This is a genomic window from Pseudoalteromonas sp. S3776 (assembly GCF_005886915.1).
GTDB lineage: Bacteria > Pseudomonadota > Gammaproteobacteria > Enterobacterales > Alteromonadaceae > Pseudoalteromonas.
The window spans coordinates 95759-117680 of sequence record NZ_PNCU01000021.1 but is presented as its reverse complement, the minus strand read 5'-3'; the positions used below and the strand labels follow the sequence as shown (position 1 = coordinate 117680).

At 41.6% G+C, this 21922-nt stretch carries 23 protein-coding genes; 13 read left to right on the top strand and 10 right to left on the bottom strand.

Features of this window, described 5'->3' with window-relative positions:
* Nucleotides 1-7: 7 nt before the first annotated feature.
* From rplV to rpsQ, 5 genes are read left to right on the top strand one after another with little or no spacing between them, the layout of a single operon-like run.
* Complete coding sequence (gene rplV / locus CWC16_RS10735; protein ID WP_055016519.1) at nt 8-340, top strand: 50S ribosomal protein L22; 333 nt, start codon at nt 8-10, stop codon at nt 338-340.
* An 11-nt stretch (nt 341-351) separates the two neighbouring features.
* Complete coding sequence (rpsC, locus tag CWC16_RS10730) at nt 352-1053, top strand: 30S ribosomal protein S3 (RefSeq protein ID WP_004588691.1); 702 nt, start codon at nt 352-354, stop codon at nt 1051-1053.
* A gap of 12 nt (nt 1054-1065) precedes the next feature.
* Nucleotides 1066-1479, top strand: coding sequence for a 50S ribosomal protein L16 (gene rplP, locus CWC16_RS10725; RefSeq protein WP_002957890.1), 414 nt, complete (start codon nt 1066-1068; stop codon nt 1477-1479).
* Entirely contained in the window at nt 1479-1670 is a 192-nt protein-coding gene (gene rpmC / locus CWC16_RS10720; protein ID WP_004588692.1) for a 50S ribosomal protein L29, read from the top strand. Before rplP ends, rpmC begins: the two co-directional genes overlap by 1 nt.
* On the top strand, nt 1670-1927 hold the full coding sequence (gene rpsQ / locus CWC16_RS10715; protein WP_004588693.1) for a 30S ribosomal protein S17: 258 nt from the start codon (nt 1670-1672) through the stop codon (nt 1925-1927). Before rpmC ends, rpsQ begins: the two co-directional genes overlap by 1 nt.
* 262 nt (nt 1928-2189) lie before the next feature.
* Here the strand turns inward: rpsQ and CWC16_RS10710 are convergent, their stop codons facing one another.
* Entirely contained in the window at nt 2190-2735 is a 546-nt protein-coding gene (locus CWC16_RS10710; protein WP_138541535.1) for a helix-turn-helix domain-containing protein, read from the bottom strand.
* A 181-nt stretch (nt 2736-2916) separates the two neighbouring features.
* On the opposite strand from CWC16_RS10710, the gene CWC16_RS10705 reads away from it, so the two are divergent.
* Together CWC16_RS10705 and CWC16_RS10700 are read left to right on the top strand one after the other, a co-directional pair.
* The gene (locus CWC16_RS10705; protein ID WP_138541534.1) at nt 2917-3390 is read left to right on the top strand and encodes a hypothetical protein; all 474 of its coding nucleotides are present in this window, start codon (nt 2917-2919) and stop codon (nt 3388-3390) included.
* Between the two features lie 112 nt (nt 3391-3502).
* On the top strand, nt 3503-4099 hold the full coding sequence (locus CWC16_RS10700; RefSeq protein WP_138541533.1) for a hypothetical protein: 597 nt from the start codon (nt 3503-3505) through the stop codon (nt 4097-4099).
* Nucleotides 4100-4117: 18 nt separating this feature from the next.
* On the opposite strand, the gene CWC16_RS10695 is transcribed toward CWC16_RS10700, so the two are convergent.
* On the bottom strand, nt 4118-5749 hold the full coding sequence (locus CWC16_RS10695) for an HNH endonuclease signature motif containing protein (protein WP_138541532.1): 1632 nt from the start codon (nt 5747-5749) through the stop codon (nt 4118-4120).
* Nucleotides 5750-6054: 305 nt separating this feature from the next.
* On the opposite strand from CWC16_RS10695, the gene CWC16_RS10690 reads away from it, so the two are divergent.
* The 4 genes from CWC16_RS10690 to CWC16_RS10675 all read left to right on the top strand — a co-directional run bounded on the left by CWC16_RS10690 (nt 6055) and on the right by CWC16_RS10675 (nt 11077).
* Complete coding sequence (locus CWC16_RS10690) at nt 6055-7866, top strand: assimilatory sulfite reductase (NADPH) flavoprotein subunit (protein ID WP_138541531.1); 1812 nt, start codon at nt 6055-6057, stop codon at nt 7864-7866.
* Nucleotides 7867-7926: 60 nt separating this feature from the next.
* Nucleotides 7927-9624, top strand: a complete 1698-nt coding sequence (cysI, locus tag CWC16_RS10685) for an assimilatory sulfite reductase (NADPH) hemoprotein subunit (RefSeq protein ID WP_055017716.1) — start codon at nt 7927-7929, stop codon at nt 9622-9624.
* A 43-nt stretch (nt 9625-9667) separates the two neighbouring features.
* Entirely contained in the window at nt 9668-10408 is a 741-nt protein-coding gene (locus CWC16_RS10680; RefSeq protein ID WP_055017717.1) for a phosphoadenylyl-sulfate reductase, read from the top strand.
* A 126-nt stretch (nt 10409-10534) separates the two neighbouring features.
* The gene (locus tag CWC16_RS10675) at nt 10535-11077 is read left to right on the top strand and encodes a DUF4124 domain-containing protein (RefSeq protein ID WP_138541530.1); all 543 of its coding nucleotides are present in this window, start codon (nt 10535-10537) and stop codon (nt 11075-11077) included.
* A gap of 89 nt (nt 11078-11166) precedes the next feature.
* On the opposite strand, the gene acnA is transcribed toward CWC16_RS10675, so the two are convergent.
* The 3 genes from acnA to CWC16_RS10660 form a co-directional block, all read right to left on the bottom strand.
* Nucleotides 11167-13908, bottom strand: coding sequence for an aconitate hydratase AcnA (gene acnA / locus CWC16_RS10670; RefSeq protein WP_138541529.1), 2742 nt, complete (start codon nt 13906-13908; stop codon nt 11167-11169).
* Nucleotides 13909-14124: 216 nt separating this feature from the next.
* Nucleotides 14125-14553 (bottom strand): hypothetical protein, encoded by a 429-nt coding sequence (locus CWC16_RS10665; RefSeq protein WP_138541528.1) that lies wholly within the window; start codon nt 14551-14553, stop codon nt 14125-14127.
* A 107-nt stretch (nt 14554-14660) separates the two neighbouring features.
* Nucleotides 14661-15044, bottom strand: coding sequence for an RNA-binding S4 domain-containing protein (locus CWC16_RS10660; protein ID WP_055016532.1), 384 nt, complete (start codon nt 15042-15044; stop codon nt 14661-14663).
* 269 nt (nt 15045-15313) lie between these two features.
* Here CWC16_RS10660 and CWC16_RS10655 point away from each other — a divergent pair, with 269 nt between their 5' ends.
* Nucleotides 15314-15601: a hypothetical protein gene (locus CWC16_RS10655; RefSeq protein ID WP_055016508.1), complete on the top strand. Its 288-nt coding sequence runs from the start codon at nt 15314-15316 to the stop codon at nt 15599-15601.
* Nucleotides 15602-15657: 56 nt separating this feature from the next.
* Nucleotides 15658-16323 carry a hypothetical protein gene (locus CWC16_RS10650; RefSeq protein WP_138541527.1) on the top strand — a complete coding sequence of 222 codons (666 nt, stop codon included), beginning with the start codon at nt 15658-15660 and terminating at the stop codon, nt 16321-16323.
* A gap of 1 nt (nt 16324) precedes the next feature.
* Here CWC16_RS10650 and CWC16_RS10645 read toward each other — a convergent pair whose 3' ends face one another.
* From CWC16_RS10645 to glnA, 5 genes are all read right to left on the bottom strand, one after another.
* On the bottom strand, nt 16325-16783 hold the full coding sequence (locus CWC16_RS10645) for a cyclic nucleotide-binding domain-containing protein (protein WP_055016506.1): 459 nt from the start codon (nt 16781-16783) through the stop codon (nt 16325-16327).
* Nucleotides 16784-16811: 28 nt separating this feature from the next.
* Nucleotides 16812-18197 carry a nitrogen regulation protein NR(I) gene (gene ntrC, locus CWC16_RS10640; RefSeq protein WP_055016505.1) on the bottom strand — a complete coding sequence of 462 codons (1386 nt, stop codon included), beginning with the start codon at nt 18195-18197 and terminating at the stop codon, nt 16812-16814.
* 15 nt (nt 18198-18212) lie between these two features.
* Complete coding sequence (gene glnL / locus CWC16_RS10635; protein ID WP_055017722.1) at nt 18213-19283, bottom strand: nitrogen regulation protein NR(II); 1071 nt, start codon at nt 19281-19283, stop codon at nt 18213-18215.
* An 89-nt stretch (nt 19284-19372) separates the two neighbouring features.
* On the bottom strand, nt 19373-19885 hold the full coding sequence (locus tag CWC16_RS10630) for a DUF4124 domain-containing protein (protein WP_138541526.1): 513 nt from the start codon (nt 19883-19885) through the stop codon (nt 19373-19375).
* A 132-nt stretch (nt 19886-20017) separates the two neighbouring features.
* Nucleotides 20018-21424, bottom strand: coding sequence for a glutamate--ammonia ligase (glnA, locus tag CWC16_RS10625; RefSeq protein WP_055016502.1), 1407 nt, complete (start codon nt 21422-21424; stop codon nt 20018-20020).
* Nucleotides 21425-21922 lie beyond the last annotated feature (498 nt).

The window sequence follows — 21922 nt, the reverse complement described above, 5'->3', positions numbered from 1 at the left end:
ATGATAAATGCAAGCATTAGCTAAACATAAATTCGCCTCTGGTTCGGCGCAAAAAGCACGTCTAGTTGCAGATCAGATCCGCGGATTACCTGTCGATCGCGCTCTAGAAATCCTGGCGTACAGCCCTAAGAAAGCGGCTGTATTAGTTAAAAAAGTACTTGAGTCTGCTATTGCTAACGCAGAGCATAACGAAGGTGCTGACATTGATGAGCTTCGTGTAGCTACGATTTTTGTGGACGATGGTCCTACAATGAAACGTATTATGCCACGTGCTAAAGGACGCGCAGACCGCATCCTTAAGCGTACAAGCCACATCACTGTTGTGGTTTCAGATAGCTAGGAGTATAAGTAATGGGACAAAAAGTTCATCCTACTGGTATTCGCCTAGGTATATCTAAACCTTGGGTTTCTACCTGGTACGCGAGTTCTAAAGATTTCTCTGATCAGCTTTTTGGCGATCACAAAGTACGTACTTTCCTTACTAAGGAATTAAAAGCGGCTTCTGTGTCTAAAATCGTTATTGAGCGTCCAGCTAAATCTATCCGTGTAACAATTCATACGGCTCGTCCGGGTGTTGTTATCGGTAAAAAAGGCGAAGACGTAGAAAAATTACGTCAAGCGGTAACTAAGATTGCTGGTGTACCTGCTCAGATTAATATTTCTGAAGTACGTAAACCAGAATTAGATGCACAATTAGTTGCAGACGGCATTGCCTCTCAGCTAGAGCGTCGTGTTATGTTCCGTCGCGCTATGAAGCGTTCGGTACAAAATGCAATGCGCATCGGTTCTAAAGGGATCAAAGTTGAAGTTAGCGGTCGTCTTGGCGGCGCAGAAATCGCACGTTCAGAATGGTATCGTGAAGGTCGTGTACCTCTACATACTCTTCGTGCTGATATCGACTACGCAACTTCTGAAGCCTTAACCACTTATGGTATCATTGGTGTTAAAGTTTGGATCTTCAAAGGCGAAGTTATTGGTGGTTTACCACTAGTACAAGAGCAAGAGAAGCCAGCTAAACGCGCACCAAAGAAAGCCAAAAAAAGTGCTAAGTAGAGGTAGCGAGTAATGTTACAGCCAAAACGTACAAAATTCCGTAAAATGCACAAAGGCCGCAACCGCGGTTTAGCGCAAAACGGTAACAAAGTAAGCTTCGGTACTTTCGGTTTGAAAGCTACTGGTCGTGGCCGCATGACTGCTCGTCAAATCGAAGCAGCTCGTCGTGCTATGACGCGTCACGTGAAACGTCAAGGTAAAATCTGGATCCGTGTCTTCCCTGACAAGCCGATCACAGAAAAGCCTCTTGAAGTTCGTATGGGTAAAGGTAAAGGTTCTGTTGAATATTGGGTTGCTGAAATTCAGCCTGGTAAAGTACTTTACGAAATGGAAGGTGTTTCTGAAGAGCTTGCTCGTGAAGCATTTGACCTTGCAGCTCGTAAACTGCCATTCAAAACAACTTTCGTAACTCGGACGGTAATGTGATGAAAGCAAGCGAACTAAAAGACAAAAGCGTAGAAGAGCTAAATGCTGAACTTCTAGGACTTCTTCGTGAGCAGTTTAACCTGCGCATGCAAGCAAGCACTGGTCAGTTAGCTCAGACACACACGCTAAGAACAGTACGTCGCGATATCGCGCGTGTAAAAACAATTATTAACCAGAAGGCAGGTCAATAATGAGCGATAAAATTCGTACTCTTCAAGGCCGTGTAGTAAGCGACAAGATGGAAAAATCTTTCACTGTTGCTATCGCACGTTACGTGAAGCACCCAATCTATGGGAAATTCATCAAACGTACTACTAAGCTACACGTACATGACGAAAACAACACAGCAAAAGCGGGTGACGTAGTTACTATCCGTGAATGCGCGCCAATTTCTAAGAATAAATCTTGGACTTTAGTAGACGTTGTTTCTAGTCCAAAACAAGCTTAATTTTTAAATTAAGTAAGTTTTGTAAAAAGCCCTGGCATTAGCCGGGGCTTTTTGTGTGTAAAGAAAGAAGCGATAAGCGGTAAGTTTTTAGCTGTAAGCTGCTCAAAGTGAATATGAGCACCGCAGTTTGGCCTGAGCCTAGGGCATTTCTTAGAATAAAAGAGCCATTAATACGCAATAGTCTAAATACCAACCTGCATTAATAGTAAGCTGAATTGAGGGGGGAACAGTCACTGCTGACGTTAAAATTGCTTACAACGCACTATCGGGGTTTTAAATTAATAAACCTGTGTCTTTGTGAAAGCAGGGCTATAACAAAAGATATTACTATGCACACGGCAGAGCCTACCACTATGAAGCGGTTCTCGATACGACTAACCTGCCTTTCTCCTACAATTTGATAGGTCACATCTCCCTCTATAAAGCGCTCGCCTTGGTATTGCTGAGTGATATTAAATGCTAAAAAGTCATCTAACTTTGCTTGATAGGTGAAGTAGGTTTGTGGATAAAAAATTTCATATGTTGCACATAACCACGCTATCAGCCCGCACATAAATAAAGTCAGGCTCATAATTAAAGTGATGTTTGAAGGCGTATGTTTAGCTGAATTTATAGGTAGGCATTTGTCAAAACAGGTTTGGCCATAGCAAAGTTTAAGCTTTTCAATCACCTCAGCTGAAGGGATAAACTGTCCATTTTCAAGCTTTGAAAGGTACGACTGTTGAATTCCAATTTCACGGGCTGCATAAGCTTGCGTCCACTTTTTATCTGCTCTAAGGCGCTTCAACTCCATTCCTAATGCTTGCATACCCTTTGCTCTTATTTAATTAGTTAAGCGTTTTATTATCGCTAAAATTTGTATTTATAAATAGCCTAAAAGCGCATATTCATGCTTATTAATATAAAGAATATTATGAATATTAATAGCTTATGTTCACTTTAACAAAATATAAGGTATGCTCAATTCGATTTTAATAAGGAGATATAATATGTCTAATAAATTCACTAGTACTATTTTAGTGCTTATCAGTTCACTGTTTTTTACAAACTCTAGTTACGCAGAGCCTGTTTTTGCAATTAAAGCCAGTATTTATAAATTACAGAATGAGATTACGGTAGATAGTAAAATAGAACAGGCTTTAAAAAACCTAAGCCCCACGCATCAGCCTCAGCTACTCACGCTATTAAATAAAAGTGCAATGATAGAAATTGGTGATGATACTCAAATGACGGCGCTTGAAGTAAAGCCAAACGCAGAGGGAACGCACTTTAACGCCAGCCTGAAGTTAAAAGAGCAGATTGGTGGCAAGTGGGAATCTATTTCTTCTTTTATGCCGCAAATCCCAAATGGGCAAACAGTGTATTTAAGCCGCACCTTTACAGATAAAGTATGGCTGATAAAAATTACAGGCAAGCGCTACGAATCAATAGCGCGTGCAGAGCAGGCCTTAAATCAAAAGTAGTGCCTGCTAATTTACCGCACAGTAGAGTGGCTGAAAAAAGTTTTATATAAGTTTGCTGGTAAAGAATAGCGGGCACGTTAGTATGCGCTATTAAAGGTACAAGGAGTGTAAAATGACTAAGCAAACAGTGTTGATTATAGGTAATGGTCCCGTCGAAAAGGATGTAAGTAAAGCCTTAAGCAGCTTTGATAGAGTGGTGCGCTTTAATATGTGTGCAAATATGCCTGCAAACTTAGGCCAAAAATGTACTGATTTATGGCTAGTAGGAAGAGGTAAGCAAGGCGCAATGCTTTGCGCAGCGTTTCCAGGTATAGATATAACGCAGCTGAAAAATGTCATGATCACCGACCCAAAACCTAGCTTATTTACCCAACCTTTTTATAAGCTAATTAACCGCAGGGGCTGTATTGACCATGGTGATGAAATAATGCGCAAATATAGCCCGCACGCCAACGTGAGCCGCATCGCCCAGCACGATAAAACAGCATTATTAAAACACTTATATACGTTTGGTAAACCTGCTTTTAGAGCTATAACACCCAGTTCGGGAACGTTAGCCATTGAGTACTTTTTAAAGCAGCAAGCACAGGTGCATATTATCGGGTTTGGTTTTAAAGGCTGGAAGCGTCATCCGTGGGATTTAGAAAAGCAATATGTAGCGTCACTTATTGCCAAACAAAAAGTACAGTTATTAAAAAGCCCCAGTTAGTGCTGGGGCTAAAAGTTATTACCAAATCATCTCAACAAATTCAGGGTGATCGATATATGGGTTGCGATTACCCTGAAATTCAAAAGCTGCTTGGTTTCGGTCAAGCTCCATTTGGCTAACAGGGTCGGCGTTATGCCAGTTTAGTAGCATAGCTACCACCCAACCCTCAAATACTTGATTACTAGTACCGTTAAGGACTGCAGTACTGGCTGTTGTGTTGTTTTGCCACGAGCCAATTACGTTCTCATAGCGAGTTGCCATGTAAAAGTATGCGCGTGCAAAGTCGCCTTTAAATTCATCAATGGGTTCAAAAACCGTTCCTGCGTAATTTAATGAACTAGCGGCACTGCCTAATTTACTGCCATTTGTTGATGTGAACGTTGCGCTTGCTACTTCACCAAACGGGAAGTTACTGCGTTTTGAATTAACATACCCATCGGTAGCGTAGATGTGGTGCACGTCTGAATTCATTGGTTCAACAGTGCCACCAAACCAACTTTTAGGGAATGAATGCTCACGGTTATAGCAATCGGCTTCACTGTTATAAGTACCACACTGATCGCTCACCGCGGTATAGGTATAGCTGTCGCTACCATTTGGCTTTTCACTATACATATCTAAAATACTGTTATCGTTTTCAAAGTATTTATCGCGTGCTGAGGAGTCGTAAAAATTCCAAATAGCTGAGTAACCTTGCGAGCTGTGATTTTTGATAATGTTATAAAGCTCAGTTTTTAATGCATAGCCCGATAAACCCTGAGTTGTTACGTAGTAACCTGTGGGTGTTGGGTTAGTGCCGCCACCAGTATCACCGCCAGAGCCACTGCCTAACTCAAACGTGGTGCTATCAGTGCTGCTAAAGCTTGCACCGCTTGCAAGCTCTGTAGAGCCATAAGTTAGGCTATAGCTACTGTTACCAACATTACAGCACATACCGTCGCCATAACTGTCGCTCATAACTAAAGAGTAAGTACCATCAGTTAAACAAAGTTGCTCGTTGTATTGCGTATTTGAGGCGTAGCCACTGCCGTTTGCGATACCGCTACCTTGGCTGTTATTAATCACCCAGCTGGTTTCGCTGCCGTAGTTATCGGTATTAAGTGTTAAGGTAAGGCTATGGTCGTTACAGCTGCCTGAAGCGCCACCGTCTGTATTAGGCAAAAAGTTATCTACATAAACGGTTTCATTGCCGTCAAAGCCGCTCATATCGTAAAACCGTAAACCCACATTAATGGTTTTGTTACTGCTTGGCGTATAGCTATGGCTAATTGTTTGCCACTGGTTAGTTTGCGCTTGGTTAGAGTACCCTTGGTAACCATCTACATAAAGGCGAGCTCTTATATTTCCTTCAGTGTGATATACATCCACGGAGAAATCATATGTTTTGCCAGCCTCCACACTGACTTGTTGTAATAAGTCGGTATTGCTTTGCGAGCCGGTGGTTACGTTAACAGCTGCTGCGCTGTTTGCGTTATTTATGATACTGGTCGAGCGCGATACATTAATGCCGCTATCAATGGTGGTCCATGCATCAGGCGCATTGCCTGTCCACTGCTCAAAGCCGCCATTTGTGATATTGGCCATTGCTGGGGTGGCGGCAATGAGTAATGCCGTGCTAAGTAATTTATTTTTGTATGTCCCGTGTGACATAATTGTTCCTATTTTTATAGTTGAGTAAATAACATACACTATCTGTATAAAGTTACAAATTTGTTAAATGCAAAATTAATAAAATAGCAATAATAAACCTTTAAGCTGTTTTTGAAGGTCTTAATATAAATTAATAACTAAATGGAATAACAAAGCAGATTCTATTCTTTTTTTCTCACCGCATAGCCCGCTATCCTGCACACTAATAAAACCTCAGCAGAGTTACTCTGGGTGGGGTAAAACTCATTTTGAACAGCGCATAACGTGGGCTGTATGTAATTTTCAGGGTTATGGGGAACAAATTCATGTTGTTAGGTCAACTTAATGCAGCGGCAAGCCCGCTATCGCAAGAGCAAGTACAAAAGCTGCAAGGCTTAGTGGCAGAACTTAATCCGATTCAGCAGGCGTGGGTAAGTGGTTACTTAGCAGCAAATGCAAACGCGTCAGCTCTTGGTGGGCAAACGCCTACGGCCGCTGCAGGCGATGCTGCACCGTTAACTATTTTGTATGGCTCGCAAACGGGTAATGCAAAAGGTGTGGCGACTAAGCTTAAAGAGCAAGCAGAGTCGCGCGGTTTAGCTGTAAAACTTGTGAGCATGTCTGACTACAAACCTACAGCCCTGAAAAAAGAAAAGTTTTTAACCGTTGTTGTATCTACCTACGGTGAGGGTGAACCACCTGAAGACGCTGAAACATTGTATGAGTTTTTAACCACCAAAAAAGCACCTAAGCTTGATGGTGTTAAAGTCGCCGTACTTGGTTTAGGTGACTCTAGCTATGAGTTTTTCTGTCAAACCGCGAAAGATTTTGAAGCGCGTTTAAACAAACTTGGCGCAGAAACTATTTTCCAACGTGCCGACCTAGATGTTGATTATGATGACGAAGCAGCCACGTGGATCACTGGAGCACTTGATGCATTCGAACCTGATTTAAAAGCACAGCAAGACGCAGCAGGCGGGCAAGTCGTTTCTATGCCATTTGGTGCGCCAACAGCGGCAGCAAGCCAATACACTAAGCAAAACCCATTTGCGGCAGAGCTTGTTACCGTACAAAAAATTACAGGGCGTGATTCTACTAAAGATGTTCGCCATGTTGAGATTTCGCTTGAAGGCTCAGACATTACCTACTTACCTGGTGACTCATTAGGTGTGTACTTTTTAAATGACGAAGCGCGTGTAGATGAGCTACTAACACACACGCAAATCGATGCAAGTACACAGGTAAAAGTGGGCGAAGAGTCATTGTCTATTCGCGATGCATTAATCGAAAAGTTAGAGCTTACTCAGTCATACCCTGGCTTTGTAGAAAAATACGCAGTTGCAACGGGCACACCTGAGCTACTTAAGCTTGTAGAAGATAAAGCTGCAATGCGTGAATACATTGAACCCCGTCAAATCTTTGATGTAGTGGCACAAAATCCTGCAAAAATAGATGCACAAACCTTAGTTGATTGCCTACGTAAACTACAAGCGCGCTTGTACTCAATCGCTTCAAGCCAAAGCGAGGTTGAAGAAGAAGTGCACTTAACGGTAGGGTTAGTTGAGTTTGACGCCTTTGGCAGCGAACATTTAGGCGGATGCTCTGGTTATTTAGCGCGTCGTGCTGAAGAAGGGTGTAAAGTTAAAGTATTCAGTGAGCACAACGATAACTTCCGCTTACCTAGCGATGATAATACCCCCATTATTATGGTTGGCCCAGGTACCGGTATTGCGCCATTCCGTGCATTTTTACAAGAGCGTGACTCGCGAGAAGCACAAGGCAAAAATTGGCTATTTTTTGGTAACCCACACTTTACACAAGACTTCTTGTACCAAGTAGAAATTCAGGGTTATTTAAAATCAGGCCTATTAAGCAAAGTTGACGTTGCATTTAGCCGTGACCAAGCCGAAAAAGTATACGTTCAAGACAAACTACGCAAAAACTCAAAAGAAATTTTTGAGTGGCTAGAAGCGGGTGCGCATTTTTATGTGTGTGGCGATGCAAACCGCATGGCAAAAGATGTACACAATGCCTTAGTTGATATCATCAGCGAAAACACCGGTAAAAGCTACGAAGACGCCGAGCAATATTTAAAAGACTTACGTAGCGCTAACCGCTATCAGAAAGACGTGTATTAATCACGTTTCTTATTTTATTAACAGCTAGCAGCCGTCACTGTAACAAATTTAGGATTTAAAATGAGCGAACAAGATAAAAACGTAAAACTTTCTGATAACGAACGTTTGAAAAGAGAAAGTAACTTTTTACGTGGCACCATAGAGCAAGATTTAAAAGATGAAATTACCGGTGGTTTTACAGCCGATAACTTCCAACTTATACGTTTTCACGGTATGTACCAGCAAGATGACCGCGATATACGCCCAGAGCGTGCAAAGCAAAAGCTAGAGCCGCTGCACAATGTAATGCTACGTGCACGTATGCCTGGCGGTATTATCAAGCCTGAGCAATGGCTAGCAATTGATAAATTTGCCGATGAAAAAACAAGCTACGGCAGTATTCGTTTAACAACACGTCAAACGTTTCAATTTCATGGTGTATTAAAGCCAAATATTAAAGGCATGCACCAAATGCTAAATAGCGTTGGTATTGACTCTATTGCCACCGCAGGCGATGTAAACCGTAACGTACTATGTACGACTAACCCTGTTGAGTCAGAGTTACATCAAGAAGCGTATGAGTGGGCTGCAAAAATTTCTGAGCATTTACTTCCAAAAACGAAAGCATACGCTGAAATTTGGTTAAATGGCGAAAAAGCAGAAACCACAGAAGAGCCAATTTTAGGCTCAACGTATTTACCGCGTAAGTTTAAAACCACGGTTACCATTCCGCCTAACAACGAAGTTGATGTGCATGCGAACGACTTAAACTTTGTCGCTATTGCAGAGGATGGCAAGCTTGTTGGCTTTAACGTACTTGTAGGTGGTGGCCTTGCTATGACCCACGGTGATACGGCTACGTATCCGCGAAAAGCAGATGACTTTGGTTTTATACCACTTGAGCACACACTGAAAATTGCTGAGCACGTTGTATCAGTGCAGCGCGATTGGGGTAACCGCTCAAACCGTAAAAATGCAAAAACTAAATACACACTAGACCGCGTTGGCACAGATGTATTTAAAGCAGAAGTAGAAAAACGTGCCGGTGTAAGCTTTGCGCCAAGTCGCCCTTATGAGTTTACTCACCGTGGCGACCGTATCGGTTGGGTAGAAGGCATTGATGGTAAACACCATTTAACGTTATTTATTCAAAGCGGCCGTATTTTAGATTACCCAGGTAAGCCATTAAAAACAGGTTGTCGTAAAATTGCAGAAGTGCACCAAGGCGATATGCGCATGACGGCTAACCAAAACTTAATTATTGCCGGTGTGCCTGCCGATCAAAAAGCAGTCATTGAAGAAATTGCCCGTAACCATGGCCTTATTGATGACAAAGACACTGAGCAACGTAAAAACTCAATGGCGTGTGTAGCATTACCTACGTGCCCGCTTGCGATGGCCGAAGCTGAGCGTTACTTACCCAGCTTAATTGAAAAAACCGAAGCACTACTTGCTAAGCATGGCATACCTGATGACAGCATTATTATGCGTGTTGTAGGTTGCCCTAACGGTTGTGGCCGCGCAATGCTTGCAGAAGCCGGTTTAGTAGGTAAAGGCCCTGGTAAATACAACGTTTACTTGGGCGGTAATTTAGAAGGTACACGCATTCCAAAACTGTACCTAGAAAACGTAGGTGAAGATGTTTACCTAGATGCGTTTGATAAGCTAATTGGCCAGTGGGCAAGCGAGCGAAACGACGGTGAATGTTTTGGTGACTTTGTAATTCGCAAAGGCATTGTTGCAGAAGTAAAAGTATCAGTAACCGATTTTCACGCTTAAATTAAATACCCACGCAGCGCGTGGGTGAGGTTTAAAATTGACCATGAGTGAATTTAAAAACATATTACAGCTTGATAAGCAAAGCCAAGCGGCATTGCTTGCAGATGCAAACGGCATACTAGCACCAATGAGTGCGGAGCAGCGCGTTGCATGGGCGCTAGAGCACTTACCGGATACCGCTTTTTTATCATCAAGTTTTGGTATTCAAGCGGCGGTAATGCTGCATTTAGTAACATCGCAGCGTCCTGATATTCCTGTGGTATTAACCGATACAGGTTATTTATTTCCAGAGACGTATCAGTTTATTGAACAAATGACTACGCGTTTATCACTTAATTTAAAAGTGTATAAAGCTGAGCTAAGCCCAGCGTGGCAAGAAGCTAAGTACGGTAAATTGTGGGAACAAGGCGAAGCTGGTATTAAGCAATATAATCAGCTTAATAAAGTTGAGCCAATGACCCGTGCATTAAAAGAAATAGGTGCAGGTACTTGGTTTAGTGGCCTGCGCCGTGACCAATCATCGACCCGAGCAGACAAACAATTTGTCGAAATAAGCCGAGGTACGGTAAAAGTATACCCAATTATTGAATGGTCAAACCGCGATGTATACCAATACCTTACTAAGCATGATTTACCTTACCACCCGTTATGGGAGCAAGGTTATGTGTCGATGGGTGATGTGCACACTACGCGTAAACTAGAGCCGGGTATGAGCGAAGAAGAAACGCGCTTTTTTGGTTTAAACCGCGAATGCGGGCTGCATATTGACGGCGACGGTATTTAAAAAAGCGAATACTAAACAACTATTTAAACGCAATTTAGGTTGCGTTTTTTATTGCAAAAAAATTGCCTGATTAAGAATTTTTTATTAGACTTGTTTTTCAAGGATTCATTTTTAAGCAGGAACGCTATGAAATACTTCACCTACTTGGCAATATCATTCATGATCATTGCTGTTATCTCATTATTTTATCTCAAAAAGCCAGATGGGCAGCCGTGGCTTTCTAGTTCGTTAATTAGTACTGAATCGCACAAAATTAAAGAAAAAATGGTCGCGTTATCTACCAATACGCTTAATCAGGCTGTGCAAGGTGCAAAGCAAGCAGGCGATAAAATTACCCAAAGTATAAACAGCGACGCGCCAACAATTAAACCAGGTAGCAAAATTTATAAGTGGCAAGATAAAAACGGACAATGGCATTTTTCTGATACGCCTAATGAAGATGGTAAAAGCATTGAGGTAACACTTGATGCCCGTGATGTAACGGTTGTAGCTGCAGAAGATACTTCAATTTTAAGCAGCAGTGCGAACACTTCAAAAAAGAGTATCCAGCCACCTACACCTACCGTTTACAACGCTGAATCTATTCAAAAACTGTTTGAAGATGCCGAAAAGGCAAAGCAAAAATTAGAGCAACGCAGTAAAGAAATACAAAGTATAGGTGGGTACTAGGCAAGTATAATTTGCTTGTAAAAAGCGATGAAATATTCGCGCATAAAAAAGCCTAGCAACTGCTAGGCTTTTTAGTTTTAAGTATATGATTAGTCAAGCATATTACGTAAAACGTATTGTAGAATGCCGCCGTGTTTGTAGTAATCCCACTCTTTAGGGGTATCTATACGTACATCGGCACTAAAGCTGACTTTTTTGCCCTCAGCATTAGTGGCAATAATGCTCACTTCATTCGTTTTATCGTACAAACCTTCAATATCAAATTGCTCTTGGCCAGTTAGGTTTAATGATTCGTGGCTCTCACCTTCTTTAAACTGTAAAGGCAGCACACCCATACCAATAAGGTTAGAGCGGTGAATACGCTCATAACTTTGTGCAACCACCGCTTTTACACCTAATAAAAGTGAGCCTTTTGCTGCCCAGTCGCGTGATGAACCGGTACCGTATTCTTTACCCGCTAACACAATTAATGGTGTGTTACTCTTTTCATATTCCATTGCGGCATCGTAAATGCTGGCAAGCTTGTCATCAGGTTGAGTGCGAGTAACGCCACCTTCTGTACCTGGTGCGAGTAAGTTTTTAAGCCTAACATTTGCAAATGTGCCTCGCATCATCACTTCGTGGTTACCACGGCGAGAACCATACGAGTTAAACTGTGCTTTTTCTACGCCTTTTTCCTGTAAGTAAATACCGGCTGGCGCTTCAGCTTTAATCGCCCCCGCAGGAGAAATATGATCTGTTGTTACTGAATCGCCAAGTTTAGCCAAACAACGCGCCCCTTCAATTGTTGGCACGCCTGGTGGCTCAACGCTCATGCCCTCAAAGAATGGTGCTTTTTTGATGTAAGTTGACCCCTCATCCCAATCGTAGAGCTTACCATCAGGTATTTGAATTTTTTGCCAACGGCTGTCGCCTTCGTATACGTTAGCATAGCTTTTTTCGAACATTTCTTTGGTTACCGTTTTTTGTACTAGTTCGTTGACTTCGCTTACGCTTGGCCAAATGTTTTTAAGGTAAATATCGTTACCGTTTTCATCTTGCGCAAGTGGCTCGTTGTATACATTTATGTCTGTACGCCCTGCGATTGCATACGCTACCACAAGTGGAGGCGAGGCTAAAAAGTTCATTTTAACGTCTTGGTGTATACGCCCTTCAAAGTTACGGTTACCCGATAAAATAGAGCTTACAACCAATTTGTGTTTTTGAATAGCTTCGCTAATTTCATCTGCAAGCGGGCCTGAGTTACCTATACACGTGGTACAGCCATAACCGACCAAATTAAAGCCTAATGCCTCTAGGTCATCCATTAGGTCGGCTTTTTCAAGGTAGTCGGTGACCACTTGTGAGCCCGGTGCAAGCGATGTTTTAACCCAAGGTTTTACGTTAATACCTAGCTGCTTGGCTTTTTTAGCTACTAAGCCTGCGGCTAAAATTACACTGGGGTTAGAAGTGTTTGTACAGCTTGTAATGGCGGCAATAACACAGGCACCGTCGTTTAGCTCAAATTCTTGGCCTTTAAATTTTACTTTGGCTGCCCCCATAAACTGCGCTTCGTCTACTGGTTCATCTGGGTTAGTGGTTGGGCCTTCACTTTCAATGCGTGCTTCTTCAATATCGCTTTTATCACGACGCGCCATACGCTCATCTTGGAAACCTTTAAGGTGCTGGCCTATCACATCACCAGCTTTATCAAGTGTAATTCTGTCTTGTGGGCGCTTAGGACCTGCAAGGCTTGGCACTACATCGTCTAATTTAAGCTCTAGGGTATCGGTGTAATGCGCTTCGTCGCCTTCATGGCGCCATAAGCCTTGGTGTTTAGCGTAGTCTTCAATCAGTTTAAGGTGATCTTCATCGCGGTTTGTTAAACGCAGGTAGTTAATGGTTTCATCATCAATTGGGAAAATACCACATGTTGCACCGTACTCTGGCGCCATGTTGGCAATGGTTGCTCTATCGGCTAGCGGTAAATCAGCTAGGCCATCACCATAAAACTCAACAAATTTACCCACCACTCCATGGTTACGTAGCATTTCGGTAACGGTAAGCACTAAATCGGTAGCAGTGGTACCCTCGGGTAAACGGCCATTTAATTTAAAGCCCACCACTTGAGGAATAAGTAAGCTAATTGGTTGCCCAAGCATGGCGGCTTCGGCTTCAATACCGCCTACGCCCCAGCCTAACACACCTAAGCCATTAATCATGGTGGTGTGCGAATCAGTCCCTACCAGTGTGTCTGGGTAGGCTATTGATTTTCCGTTCTTACTGTCGTTAAAAACAACACGCGCTAAAAACTCTAAGTTTACTTGGTGAACAATACCTGTAGCAGGTGGGACTACCTTTAAATTATCAAAAGCAGTCTGCCCCCAGCGTAAAAATTCGTAGCGTTCTTTGTTACGCTCGTATTCTAGCTTGGCATTTAAATCAAACGCACCGTCGTCACCGTAGCCATCTACTTGAACAGAATGATCTATTACAAGTTCAGCAGGTGAAAGCGGGTTTATTTTTGCAGGATCGCCACCTAGCTTTTCCATTGCATCACGCATGGCAGCTAAATCAACAATGGCGGGAACACCTGTAAAATCTTGCATGACAACACGGGCGGGTGTAAAAGCCACCTCAGCTGAGGGTTTTGCTTTAGGGTCCCAGTCAAGGAGGGCCTGAATGTCTTGCTCTTTTATATTTACGCCATCTTCATTGCGTAGCAGGTTTTCTAGTAATACTTTGAGAGAAAAGGGCAATCGCTTTGCTTTGTCGCCTAATCCTTTAAGTGAGTGAATATGGTATTGCTCGCCATTAATCGTTAATTGTTGTTGGGTGTCGAAACTATTCATTTTTTGCCCCTTTGATAGTTAGGATTATGTCCTTGATAAAATAACGTGTTTATTTGCCATTAGTTTGCAAAGTGCATACCAGAGATAATAAATATGACAAATCAGGCTAAAAAGCAGGTTGTGCAATGTATGTTTTTTAGACAGTCTTAGTATAGAAGTGCTACCTAAAATTGTTTTTTCAAGTAGCAAAAAATGAGTTTAAAAAAGGAGGAAAGGTTAGTTTAACCAACCTTGTTGTTTGCTTTTTATACTTAAATATAAAAGCAAAAACGCAATAACAATCACTAAAATAGGCATAAACACTGCGCTTATTCCCAGCATTTTAATGCTATTTATCACAAAGAAGTTATAAAACTGCTGAATAAATATCGCTACCAACGATAGCGCAAATGTAGGTGTTGCAAGCGCATTTTTGGCCAGTAGTAGTATGCAGCCAAGGGAGCCACCTAATACCGCTACAGCAAATGCAATGGTCGACCACAAAGGTACGTTTGAATAGGCAGCTTGTTGATCTAGCGGGAGTTTACTTATCATTTCGGGGGTCATCATAAGGTGCATTACAAATGCAAAAACACCTAGTAAATTCCAAATAAGTGCTGCCCATAGGACGGGTTTAAACCAATTAGGGGTGACGGAGGTTGCCATATTATTACCTTGTTTTTATTGTAATTTACGAGGTAATTAAAGAGCAAAAAGGCTCACTGTTCAAGCGAGCCTATACATATAATAAAAATGGCACAAAGCGCTAATGACTAGCCAAATGAGATAGGGCGGCGCCCTGTTTTTTCATCAACCTTTGGTTTTTTAGTGCGTTTTCTTTTATTTTTTGCAGGCTTTTGCGCTGTTTCATTGGGCGCTTTTTCTACCTGCGGCTGGGTTGTTACCACTGGGCGCTCTACAGGGGTTGCATCTTCACTTAAAGTGAGTTGAAAAAGCTCGCCATCAAATTCAAGTACATCGCCACTGTATAATTTTTTCCGTTTTATTGTACATATTTCATGGTTAACCCCAACATAACCTTCAGCTATAAGGTTTTTAGCTTGACCGCCACCTTCTACTAAATCGAGTACTTTTAGTAATTTACAAAGCTCTATGGGCTCTTCTTCAAGTTCAATTTCTATATATTCTTCTGACATGGTTATCTCTGTTGGTGGCGCATAAGCAGCAAGTATAAAGGCTTGCACAGTTTTTTGCACCTAGCAAGCGCGCCCTAGCGGGATAAAAAAAGTGTGATAAATATAAAACTTTTTCAACTTTAAAAAAACTGCAGCATTTGATGCGTATGCTCTGGCAAAAATTTGGTGTGCTATTTGCTATTGCTTTGGCAAATAAAAAGTGTACCTACATAAATGGTAAGAATTTAACCGTTTTAATTGTTTAGGTCTGCATATAATTGGAGCAGTAAATGGGCATTAGATTAGCAATGAAAAAAGAGCTAATGGGCTTAGATAATTCAGATATGCTGACAGCAGATGATGTAAGAGCTCACCTGGCTAACTCGGTAAAAACAGAAAAAGAGAAAGATGAACGCGGTTTTTCGGTTATTTCTAAGTTCAATGATACGCACAGTCGGCTAATTAGTGGTGATCCACTTAAAAAATCAAAGTTAGAATTTGAACGTCATCGCTTATTTAACGAAGTTTTATACACTCGACAAAGTGTTGATGCATGGTTGGATAGCCAAACACGTTAATTTTGCTATCAATAGTTACTTCTACTAGACTACATTTGTAATCAATAGGGGTAACTATGAAAAGTGGAATTTTAATTTGTGCGTGGGTACTTCTATTAACTGCGTGCCAACAACCAACTGTTTATGTTTTTAGCGAAAACTTGCAAGAGGAGCAACGCAAACAGCTAGACGCTGCACTAAATGCACAAAACCTCCCTTTTGAATACGTAGAGCTAGATATCCCATCGGATTTTGGTGAAGCCACATTGCTTTTATCAAGTGATAAAATTTACCAAAAAGAGACAGAGCAGCTAGCTACTATTATGCAGGGGCTAGGTTACGAGCCACAAGTTAACTATACAACGCGATCAAATCATTTTTATGGCGATGGCAATATAGGCTTTTATTTAAAAAATGCAGATAGCAATAGCCAATTTGTTATGCCTAAGCAGCTAAGAACAACCCAATGCAGCGACGATAAATACAATGATTTAGTGGTCAAATTTGTAAATGAGCATGTTGATTTTTCGCTACCCAGTGGTGCAGTAGTGAGACTGAAGTGGGAGTATTTATATGGTTATGTTGTTATTTATTATAAATCCTACTCGCAAACATACAGCCACTCACAGCCATTGGTAAATACACCCTTTGGGGCTAAACCATCCGATACTTACACATTTACGGCACACGTAAATAATCCCGGTTGGCTTGATTGCTCATTGCAGATTGTTTATATGGATTGATCTAACCGTGGGTTTCTATGTGCTCACTAAGTTTAGCAATGCGTAAGCTCATACCTTCTATGATCCTATCTTTAATTTTTTCGCGTATCACATTAGGTAAGCGGGTCAGTGCCTCTGGGGTAATGGCAAGTACTATGGTGTCGGTTTTAGCGCGAGCGCTCGTACTGCGCTCGCGGTTATTAATAAATGCACCTTCACCGATAAACTCACCGGGCTCTATAGTGCCAAGCTCCAGCAAGTGGTTATGTTTAAAAACAAGTAACGCACCACTTAATACAATGTATAAGCGTTTGTCGTTATCGTATTGTTTAAATAAATGCTGATGCTGGTTAACTAAATACAATAACCCAAACGACTCTAGTAGCACTTGGCGTTCAGCAAGGGTGAATTCTTTAAAAAAGTGCAATCTATTCACTATTTCCATTTGTTTAAATAATGGAATGTGTTCTATTAATTTCATCCTAAGGCCAACGAGTAACAGTTAGAAACTAGTTAATATTGCGCTCTTTTAATTTGCGGGTCAACGTGTTGCGCCCCCAGCCAATTTTTATGGCTGCATCTTGTTTATGGCCAGAGCAATTAGCTAATGCTGTTTTTATCAGGCGAGTTTCAAGTTGTGCTTGAATATCAGGCCAAATATTTTCTTTACCTTGCTTAAGCTCTTGGTTGAGCCATTGCTGAAACGCATCAAGCCAATCACCTTCTTGTTGAACAGGCGCCGCATCAATGATCTCTGGTGGTAGGTCTTGCTCACTTACTAATTCACCAGGGGCCATAACGGTTAACCAGCGACAGGTATTTTCGAGTTGGCGCACATTACCAGGCCAGCTAAATAGCCTAAGTTGCTCTGTGGCTTTTGGGCTGAGAACTTTACTTTCTACTTGTAGGTCTTTTGCGCTTTTGTGTAAAAAGTGTTGCGCTAAGCGTTCGATGTCTTCGGTTCTTTCTCTAAGAGCTGGTAAACGAAGGCGCACAACGTTTAAACGATGAAATAAATCGTCCCTAAATTTACCCTGTTTTACCAAATCTTCTAAATTTTGATGCGTTGCAGCAATAATGCGTACATCAACCTTAATACTTTGGTGTCCGCCCACACGGTAAAACTCACCATCGGCGAGTACGCGTAATAAACGTGTTTGCACATCCAGTGGCATATCGCCTATTTCATCTAAAAACAGTGTGCCGCCATTGGCTTGTTCAAAGCGGCCTTTACGAACGCTATCGGCACCCGTAAATGCGCCTTTTTCGTGGCCAAATAACTCAGATTCCACAAGCTCTTTTGGAATAGCGGCCATGTTTAATGCAATAAACTGGTTTTCTTTACGCGGGCTGTGGTTATGTAAAGCACTGGCCACAAGCTCTTTACCTGTGCCTGACTCACCATTAATGAGTACACTCATACTTGAAGCCGAGAGTTTACCTATCGCTCTGAACACTTCCTGCATCGCAGGGGCTTCGCCAATAATATGGGCACTTTTAGGTGGGGCTTGTTTACGTTTGGTTTTTTTAGTTGAGTTTGCTCTGCAGGCGCTTTCGATTAAGGCCACTGCTTCGTTTAAATCAAAGGGTTTGGCTAAGTACTCAAACGCGCCTTTTTGAAACGCGTTAACTGCAGAGTCTAAATCTGAGTGCGCGGTCATTATAATAACCGGCAGCCCAGGGTTTTGCTCTGCTATCAGTTCAAGCAGTGCCATGCCATCCATGCCTGGCATCCGTACGTCAGATACCAGCACGGTTGGCTGGCTAAATTTTAGCGCACTTAACACGTCTTGCGCATTGGCGAAGCTTTCTGCTTCAAATCCTGCACGTGTTAGTGCCTTTTCTAATACAAAGCGAATTGATGCGTCATCATCTACAAGCCAAACTGTTTTCATGCCAACTCCAAAACATTAATCTGCAAAAGGCAGATAGATATTAAATTCAGTATGGCCAGGCCAGCTATCGCAGTCTATATAACCATCGTGCTGATCGATGAGCGTTTGTGCGATTGAAAGCCCTAGCCCTGAGCCACCTTCTTTGTTGGTGATCATCGGGTAAAACAATGTCTCGCGAACGCTAGGGTCTATGCCTGGTCCATTATCAGAAACCTGGATCAACAAGGCTTTTTTAGGGGCTTTTCCGGGGCGGCGATATTGATGATTAATGCGGGTTTTTATTTTTATTTCACCGCCATCCACTAACGCCTGTTGAGCATTACGAACTATGTTAAGTACTACTTGCTGAACTTTGCCTTGGTCAATAAACACATCTGGAATACTTGGATCGTAGTCTTTAACTAGATTAATATTTTTACAGTTATCTAATGTGCTTAATTTGACAACCGACTCAAGTGTTTGGTGAATATTGCCATACGACTTTTGCGGAAGCTGATTTGGCCCAAGTAGCCTATCAACTAATTCACGTAATCGGTCTGCTTGCTCAATTATAAGTTCAGCGCATTCGTCCCTTTCTTGTTGATCCACCTCGTACTGCAATAACTGCGCCGCTCCGCGTATTCCTCCTAAAGGATTTTTAATTTCATGAGCAAGTCCTCTAATCAAATTTCGCGCTGCTTGATATTGATGCATTTGATTAGAGGCTTTGTCGTGTTTTATTTCTTCATCGGTTTTACGGCACTCGAGCAAAATATAGCGCTCGTTTTCAAATTTAACTTGGCGTGATGTAATGGCTATTTTTGCATGTCGAGAATCTATAAAGACCACGTCAGCTCTGTGCTGGCTGCAATCTACACCATCAATAAGTGAGTACTGAGCTATGCGCTCTAAATCTACAGAGTGGTAATTAAATAAGCTGTTAAAGGTCTGCCCAATAATGCGTTTTTTACCCAGGCCAAGTAGCTCGCTAGTGCTGGTATTGGCATAAACAAGGATAAAATTTTTATCAAGTAACATGACCGATGTTGTTTGGTTTTGCCAAATGGCATTAAGAAGTTCGGGGCTGAAATTTTGATTGTTTGGCATCTTTGCACCACTTTAGTGCGTTAATATTTGCAAGCAAGTTTTGATCAGTAAATACTGCTGCGCTAATTTTATTATCTGAGTCATTGTACTTAGTTTATAGCCTTTCTTTGCATAACAAAGGTGCTAGGCTGACTGATAGCAATGGCTTGATTTTGTTTGTTATAAAGTTTGAGATACAAAGTATGAGTGCCGTTTTCAACGTTCCGTATAGCAAATGTTGATAAACCGCTTGCAGGCCCATACGCATTACCGTTTAAAAATAGCTGTACAGTAAAGCCTGCCTCAAAACGCGGTGTTATTCGGCTTGTGACGTACACTGAGCCTGTGTTTTCGCGCACAGTTTGGTTGTGAGTAGGTGACGATATCATAATTTGAAAACGATTAAGGCGCGTTGGTTGTAGTGAATCAGGGGTGTGTTTATCGGTATCAGACAAAGTAAGATCTTGGCTATTTAATTTTATTTCATGCGCGCCGCTGCGTGGTGTATCTGAGAACACTAAAACACCATTTTTATCTTTCCAAGCATAAATCTTATCATTGCCTGCGTAACTATAAATGCTTAATCCTAAAGCAAAAAATAGTAATAATATCCTGTAATTCACATTGCTACCCTGCATCTTTTGTAATTACATAACTTTAGTGGAGATAACCCTAATTTACCATAAAAAAAAGCCCGCTAAGCGGGCTTGAGAACACACATTTATTATCTTATCGATAATTTACTCTACAGCGTATTAAACGCTGTAGTACATTTCAAACTCAACTGGGTGAGTTGTCATGTTAAGCTTTTCAACTTCTTGAGATTTAAGAGCAATGTAAGCGTCGATTAAATCATCGGTAAATACGCCACCTTGCGTTAAGAATTCACGATCAGCACTTAGTGCTTCTAACGCTTCTTCTAAAGAAGATGCAACTTGTGGAATTTCTGCTGCTTCTTCTGCAGGTAGGTCATATAAATCCTTATCCATAGCATCGCCAGGGTGGATTTTGTTTTTAATACCGTCAAGGCCAGCCATTAGCATTGAAGCAAATGCTAGGTAAGGGTTAGCTGTTGGATCAGGGAAACGTACTTCTATACGACGACCCTTTTCAGATGGTACTACTGGGATACGGATAGATGCAGAGCGGTTACGCGCAGAGTATGCAAGCATTACCGGCGCTTCAAAACCTGGTACTAAACGTTTGTACGAGTTAGTAGAAGCGTTTGCAAATGCGTTAATTGCTTTAGCATGCTTAATAATACCGCCAATGTAGTAAAGTGCATCTTCAGAAAGACCGCCGTACTTATCACCAGCAAAAAGGTTAACACCGTCTTTTGCTAGAGATTGGTGACAGTGCATGCCAGAGCCGTTATCACCTACAACAGGCTTAGGCATAAATGTGGCTGTTTTTCCGTAAAGGTGAGCCATGTTATGGATAACATATTTCATCTCTTGGATTTCATCCGCTTTTAAAACCATTGTATTAAAGCGAGTCGCGATTTCGTTTTGACCAGCTGTAGCAACTTCGTGGTGGTGCGCTTCTACTACTTGGCCTAGTTCTTCAAGTACTAAACACGTAGCTGAACGCCAATCCTGTGAAGAGTCAACCGGTGAACAAGGGAAGTAACCACCTTTAACACCTGGACGGTGGCCAGTGTTACCGCCTTCATACTCTTTGTCTGAGTTCCATGCTGCTTCAACAGCATCAATTTTGTACATAGAACCAGACATATCTGACTTGTATTTAACATCATCAAATAGGAAGAATTCTGGCTCAGGGCCGAATAAAACTGTGTCTGCGATACCGGTAGATTTCATGTACTCTTCAGCGCGCTTAGCAACCGAACGAGGGTCACGCTCGTAACCTTGTAACGTAGATGGTTCTACAACATCACAACGCACGATAAGCGTTGCTTCTTCTGTAAATGGGTCTAATTTTACTGAATCAGCTACAGGCATAAGTACCATGTCTGATTCGTTAATGCCTTTCCAACCTGCAATTGAAGAGCCGTCAAACATTTTGCCGTCTTCAAAAAAATCTTCATCTACTTGGTGATGAGGAATAGAAACATGTTGTTCTTTACCTCGAGTATCAGTAAAGCGTAAATCAATGAACTTAACGTCATTTTCTTTAATAAAATCTAAAACCGATTGTGACATGTGTCCTCCAACTGTTGGGTTTTATTATTGCTGCATTAAATGCTTTGGATTTAGGTAAGCCGATTTTATGCCATTATTTTAACTTGCTGTTTATTAAGACTAAAATTGTTATTGCACAAAAGTGGCCATACACTTTGCACTTTTGTGGTGCGTAAAATATCCATATTGGTGCAAAAATTTCACGCTTTATTCTGCACGTATTTTAATCACCTAAATCAGCTTAACTTAAATAGTAAATAGTGCCAAAGCAAACAACAAATTAGCTAAAAAATGACAATTTATGTAATTTTCCGAAATTTATTTCATATAATTGTCATATAAAAAACAGATACTTAGTAAAAGTATTGAGAAAGTTTTTAAAATTATATTGGATAAACTTTCATCCATGTCATTAATGAGGGATAATATGCGCCCTTTTAAATCCTATGCTGGGACATCTGGTGAAAACGCAGATGAGTGCGTAGATCTTGCAGGATCAATGAGAATAAACTTCTCTGA

What these genes read in the sequence shown, in the direction of transcription:
- rplV (WP_055016519.1), top strand. Translation starts at nt 8, where the DNA reads ATGCAAGCATTAGCTAAACATAAATTCGCCTCTGGTTCGGCGCAAAAA.
- rpsC (WP_004588691.1), top strand. Translation starts at nt 352, where the DNA reads ATGGGACAAAAAGTTCATCCTACTGGTATTCGCCTAGGTATATCTAAA.
- rplP (WP_002957890.1), top strand. Translation starts at nt 1,066, where the DNA reads ATGTTACAGCCAAAACGTACAAAATTCCGTAAAATGCACAAAGGCCGC.
- rpmC (WP_004588692.1), top strand. Translation starts at nt 1,479, where the DNA reads ATGAAAGCAAGCGAACTAAAAGACAAAAGCGTAGAAGAGCTAAATGCT.
- rpsQ (WP_004588693.1), top strand. Translation starts at nt 1,670, where the DNA reads ATGAGCGATAAAATTCGTACTCTTCAAGGCCGTGTAGTAAGCGACAAG.
- CWC16_RS10710 (WP_138541535.1), bottom strand. Translation starts at nt 2,735, where the DNA reads ATGCAAGCATTAGGAATGGAGTTGAAGCGCCTTAGAGCAGATAAAAAG.
- CWC16_RS10705 (WP_138541534.1), top strand. Translation starts at nt 2,917, where the DNA reads ATGTCTAATAAATTCACTAGTACTATTTTAGTGCTTATCAGTTCACTG.
- CWC16_RS10700 (WP_138541533.1), top strand. Translation starts at nt 3,503, where the DNA reads ATGACTAAGCAAACAGTGTTGATTATAGGTAATGGTCCCGTCGAAAAG.
- CWC16_RS10695 (WP_138541532.1), bottom strand. Translation starts at nt 5,749, where the DNA reads ATGTCACACGGGACATACAAAAATAAATTACTTAGCACGGCATTACTC.
- CWC16_RS10690 (WP_138541531.1), top strand. Translation starts at nt 6,055, where the DNA reads ATGTTGTTAGGTCAACTTAATGCAGCGGCAAGCCCGCTATCGCAAGAG.
- cysI (WP_055017716.1), top strand. Translation starts at nt 7,927, where the DNA reads ATGAGCGAACAAGATAAAAACGTAAAACTTTCTGATAACGAACGTTTG.
- CWC16_RS10680 (WP_055017717.1), top strand. Translation starts at nt 9,668, where the DNA reads ATGAGTGAATTTAAAAACATATTACAGCTTGATAAGCAAAGCCAAGCG.
- CWC16_RS10675 (WP_138541530.1), top strand. Translation starts at nt 10,535, where the DNA reads ATGAAATACTTCACCTACTTGGCAATATCATTCATGATCATTGCTGTT.
- acnA (WP_138541529.1), bottom strand. Translation starts at nt 13,908, where the DNA reads ATGAATAGTTTCGACACCCAACAACAATTAACGATTAATGGCGAGCAA.
- CWC16_RS10665 (WP_138541528.1), bottom strand. Translation starts at nt 14,553, where the DNA reads ATGGCAACCTCCGTCACCCCTAATTGGTTTAAACCCGTCCTATGGGCA.
- CWC16_RS10660 (WP_055016532.1), bottom strand. Translation starts at nt 15,044, where the DNA reads ATGTCAGAAGAATATATAGAAATTGAACTTGAAGAAGAGCCCATAGAG.
- CWC16_RS10655 (WP_055016508.1), top strand. Translation starts at nt 15,314, where the DNA reads ATGGGCATTAGATTAGCAATGAAAAAAGAGCTAATGGGCTTAGATAAT.
- CWC16_RS10650 (WP_138541527.1), top strand. Translation starts at nt 15,658, where the DNA reads ATGAAAAGTGGAATTTTAATTTGTGCGTGGGTACTTCTATTAACTGCG.
- CWC16_RS10645 (WP_055016506.1), bottom strand. Translation starts at nt 16,783, where the DNA reads ATGAAATTAATAGAACACATTCCATTATTTAAACAAATGGAAATAGTG.
- ntrC (WP_055016505.1), bottom strand. Translation starts at nt 18,197, where the DNA reads ATGAAAACAGTTTGGCTTGTAGATGATGACGCATCAATTCGCTTTGTA.
- glnL (WP_055017722.1), bottom strand. Translation starts at nt 19,283, where the DNA reads ATGCCAAACAATCAAAATTTCAGCCCCGAACTTCTTAATGCCATTTGG.
- glnA (WP_055016502.1), bottom strand. Translation starts at nt 21,424, where the DNA reads ATGTCACAATCGGTTTTAGATTTTATTAAAGAAAATGACGTTAAGTTC.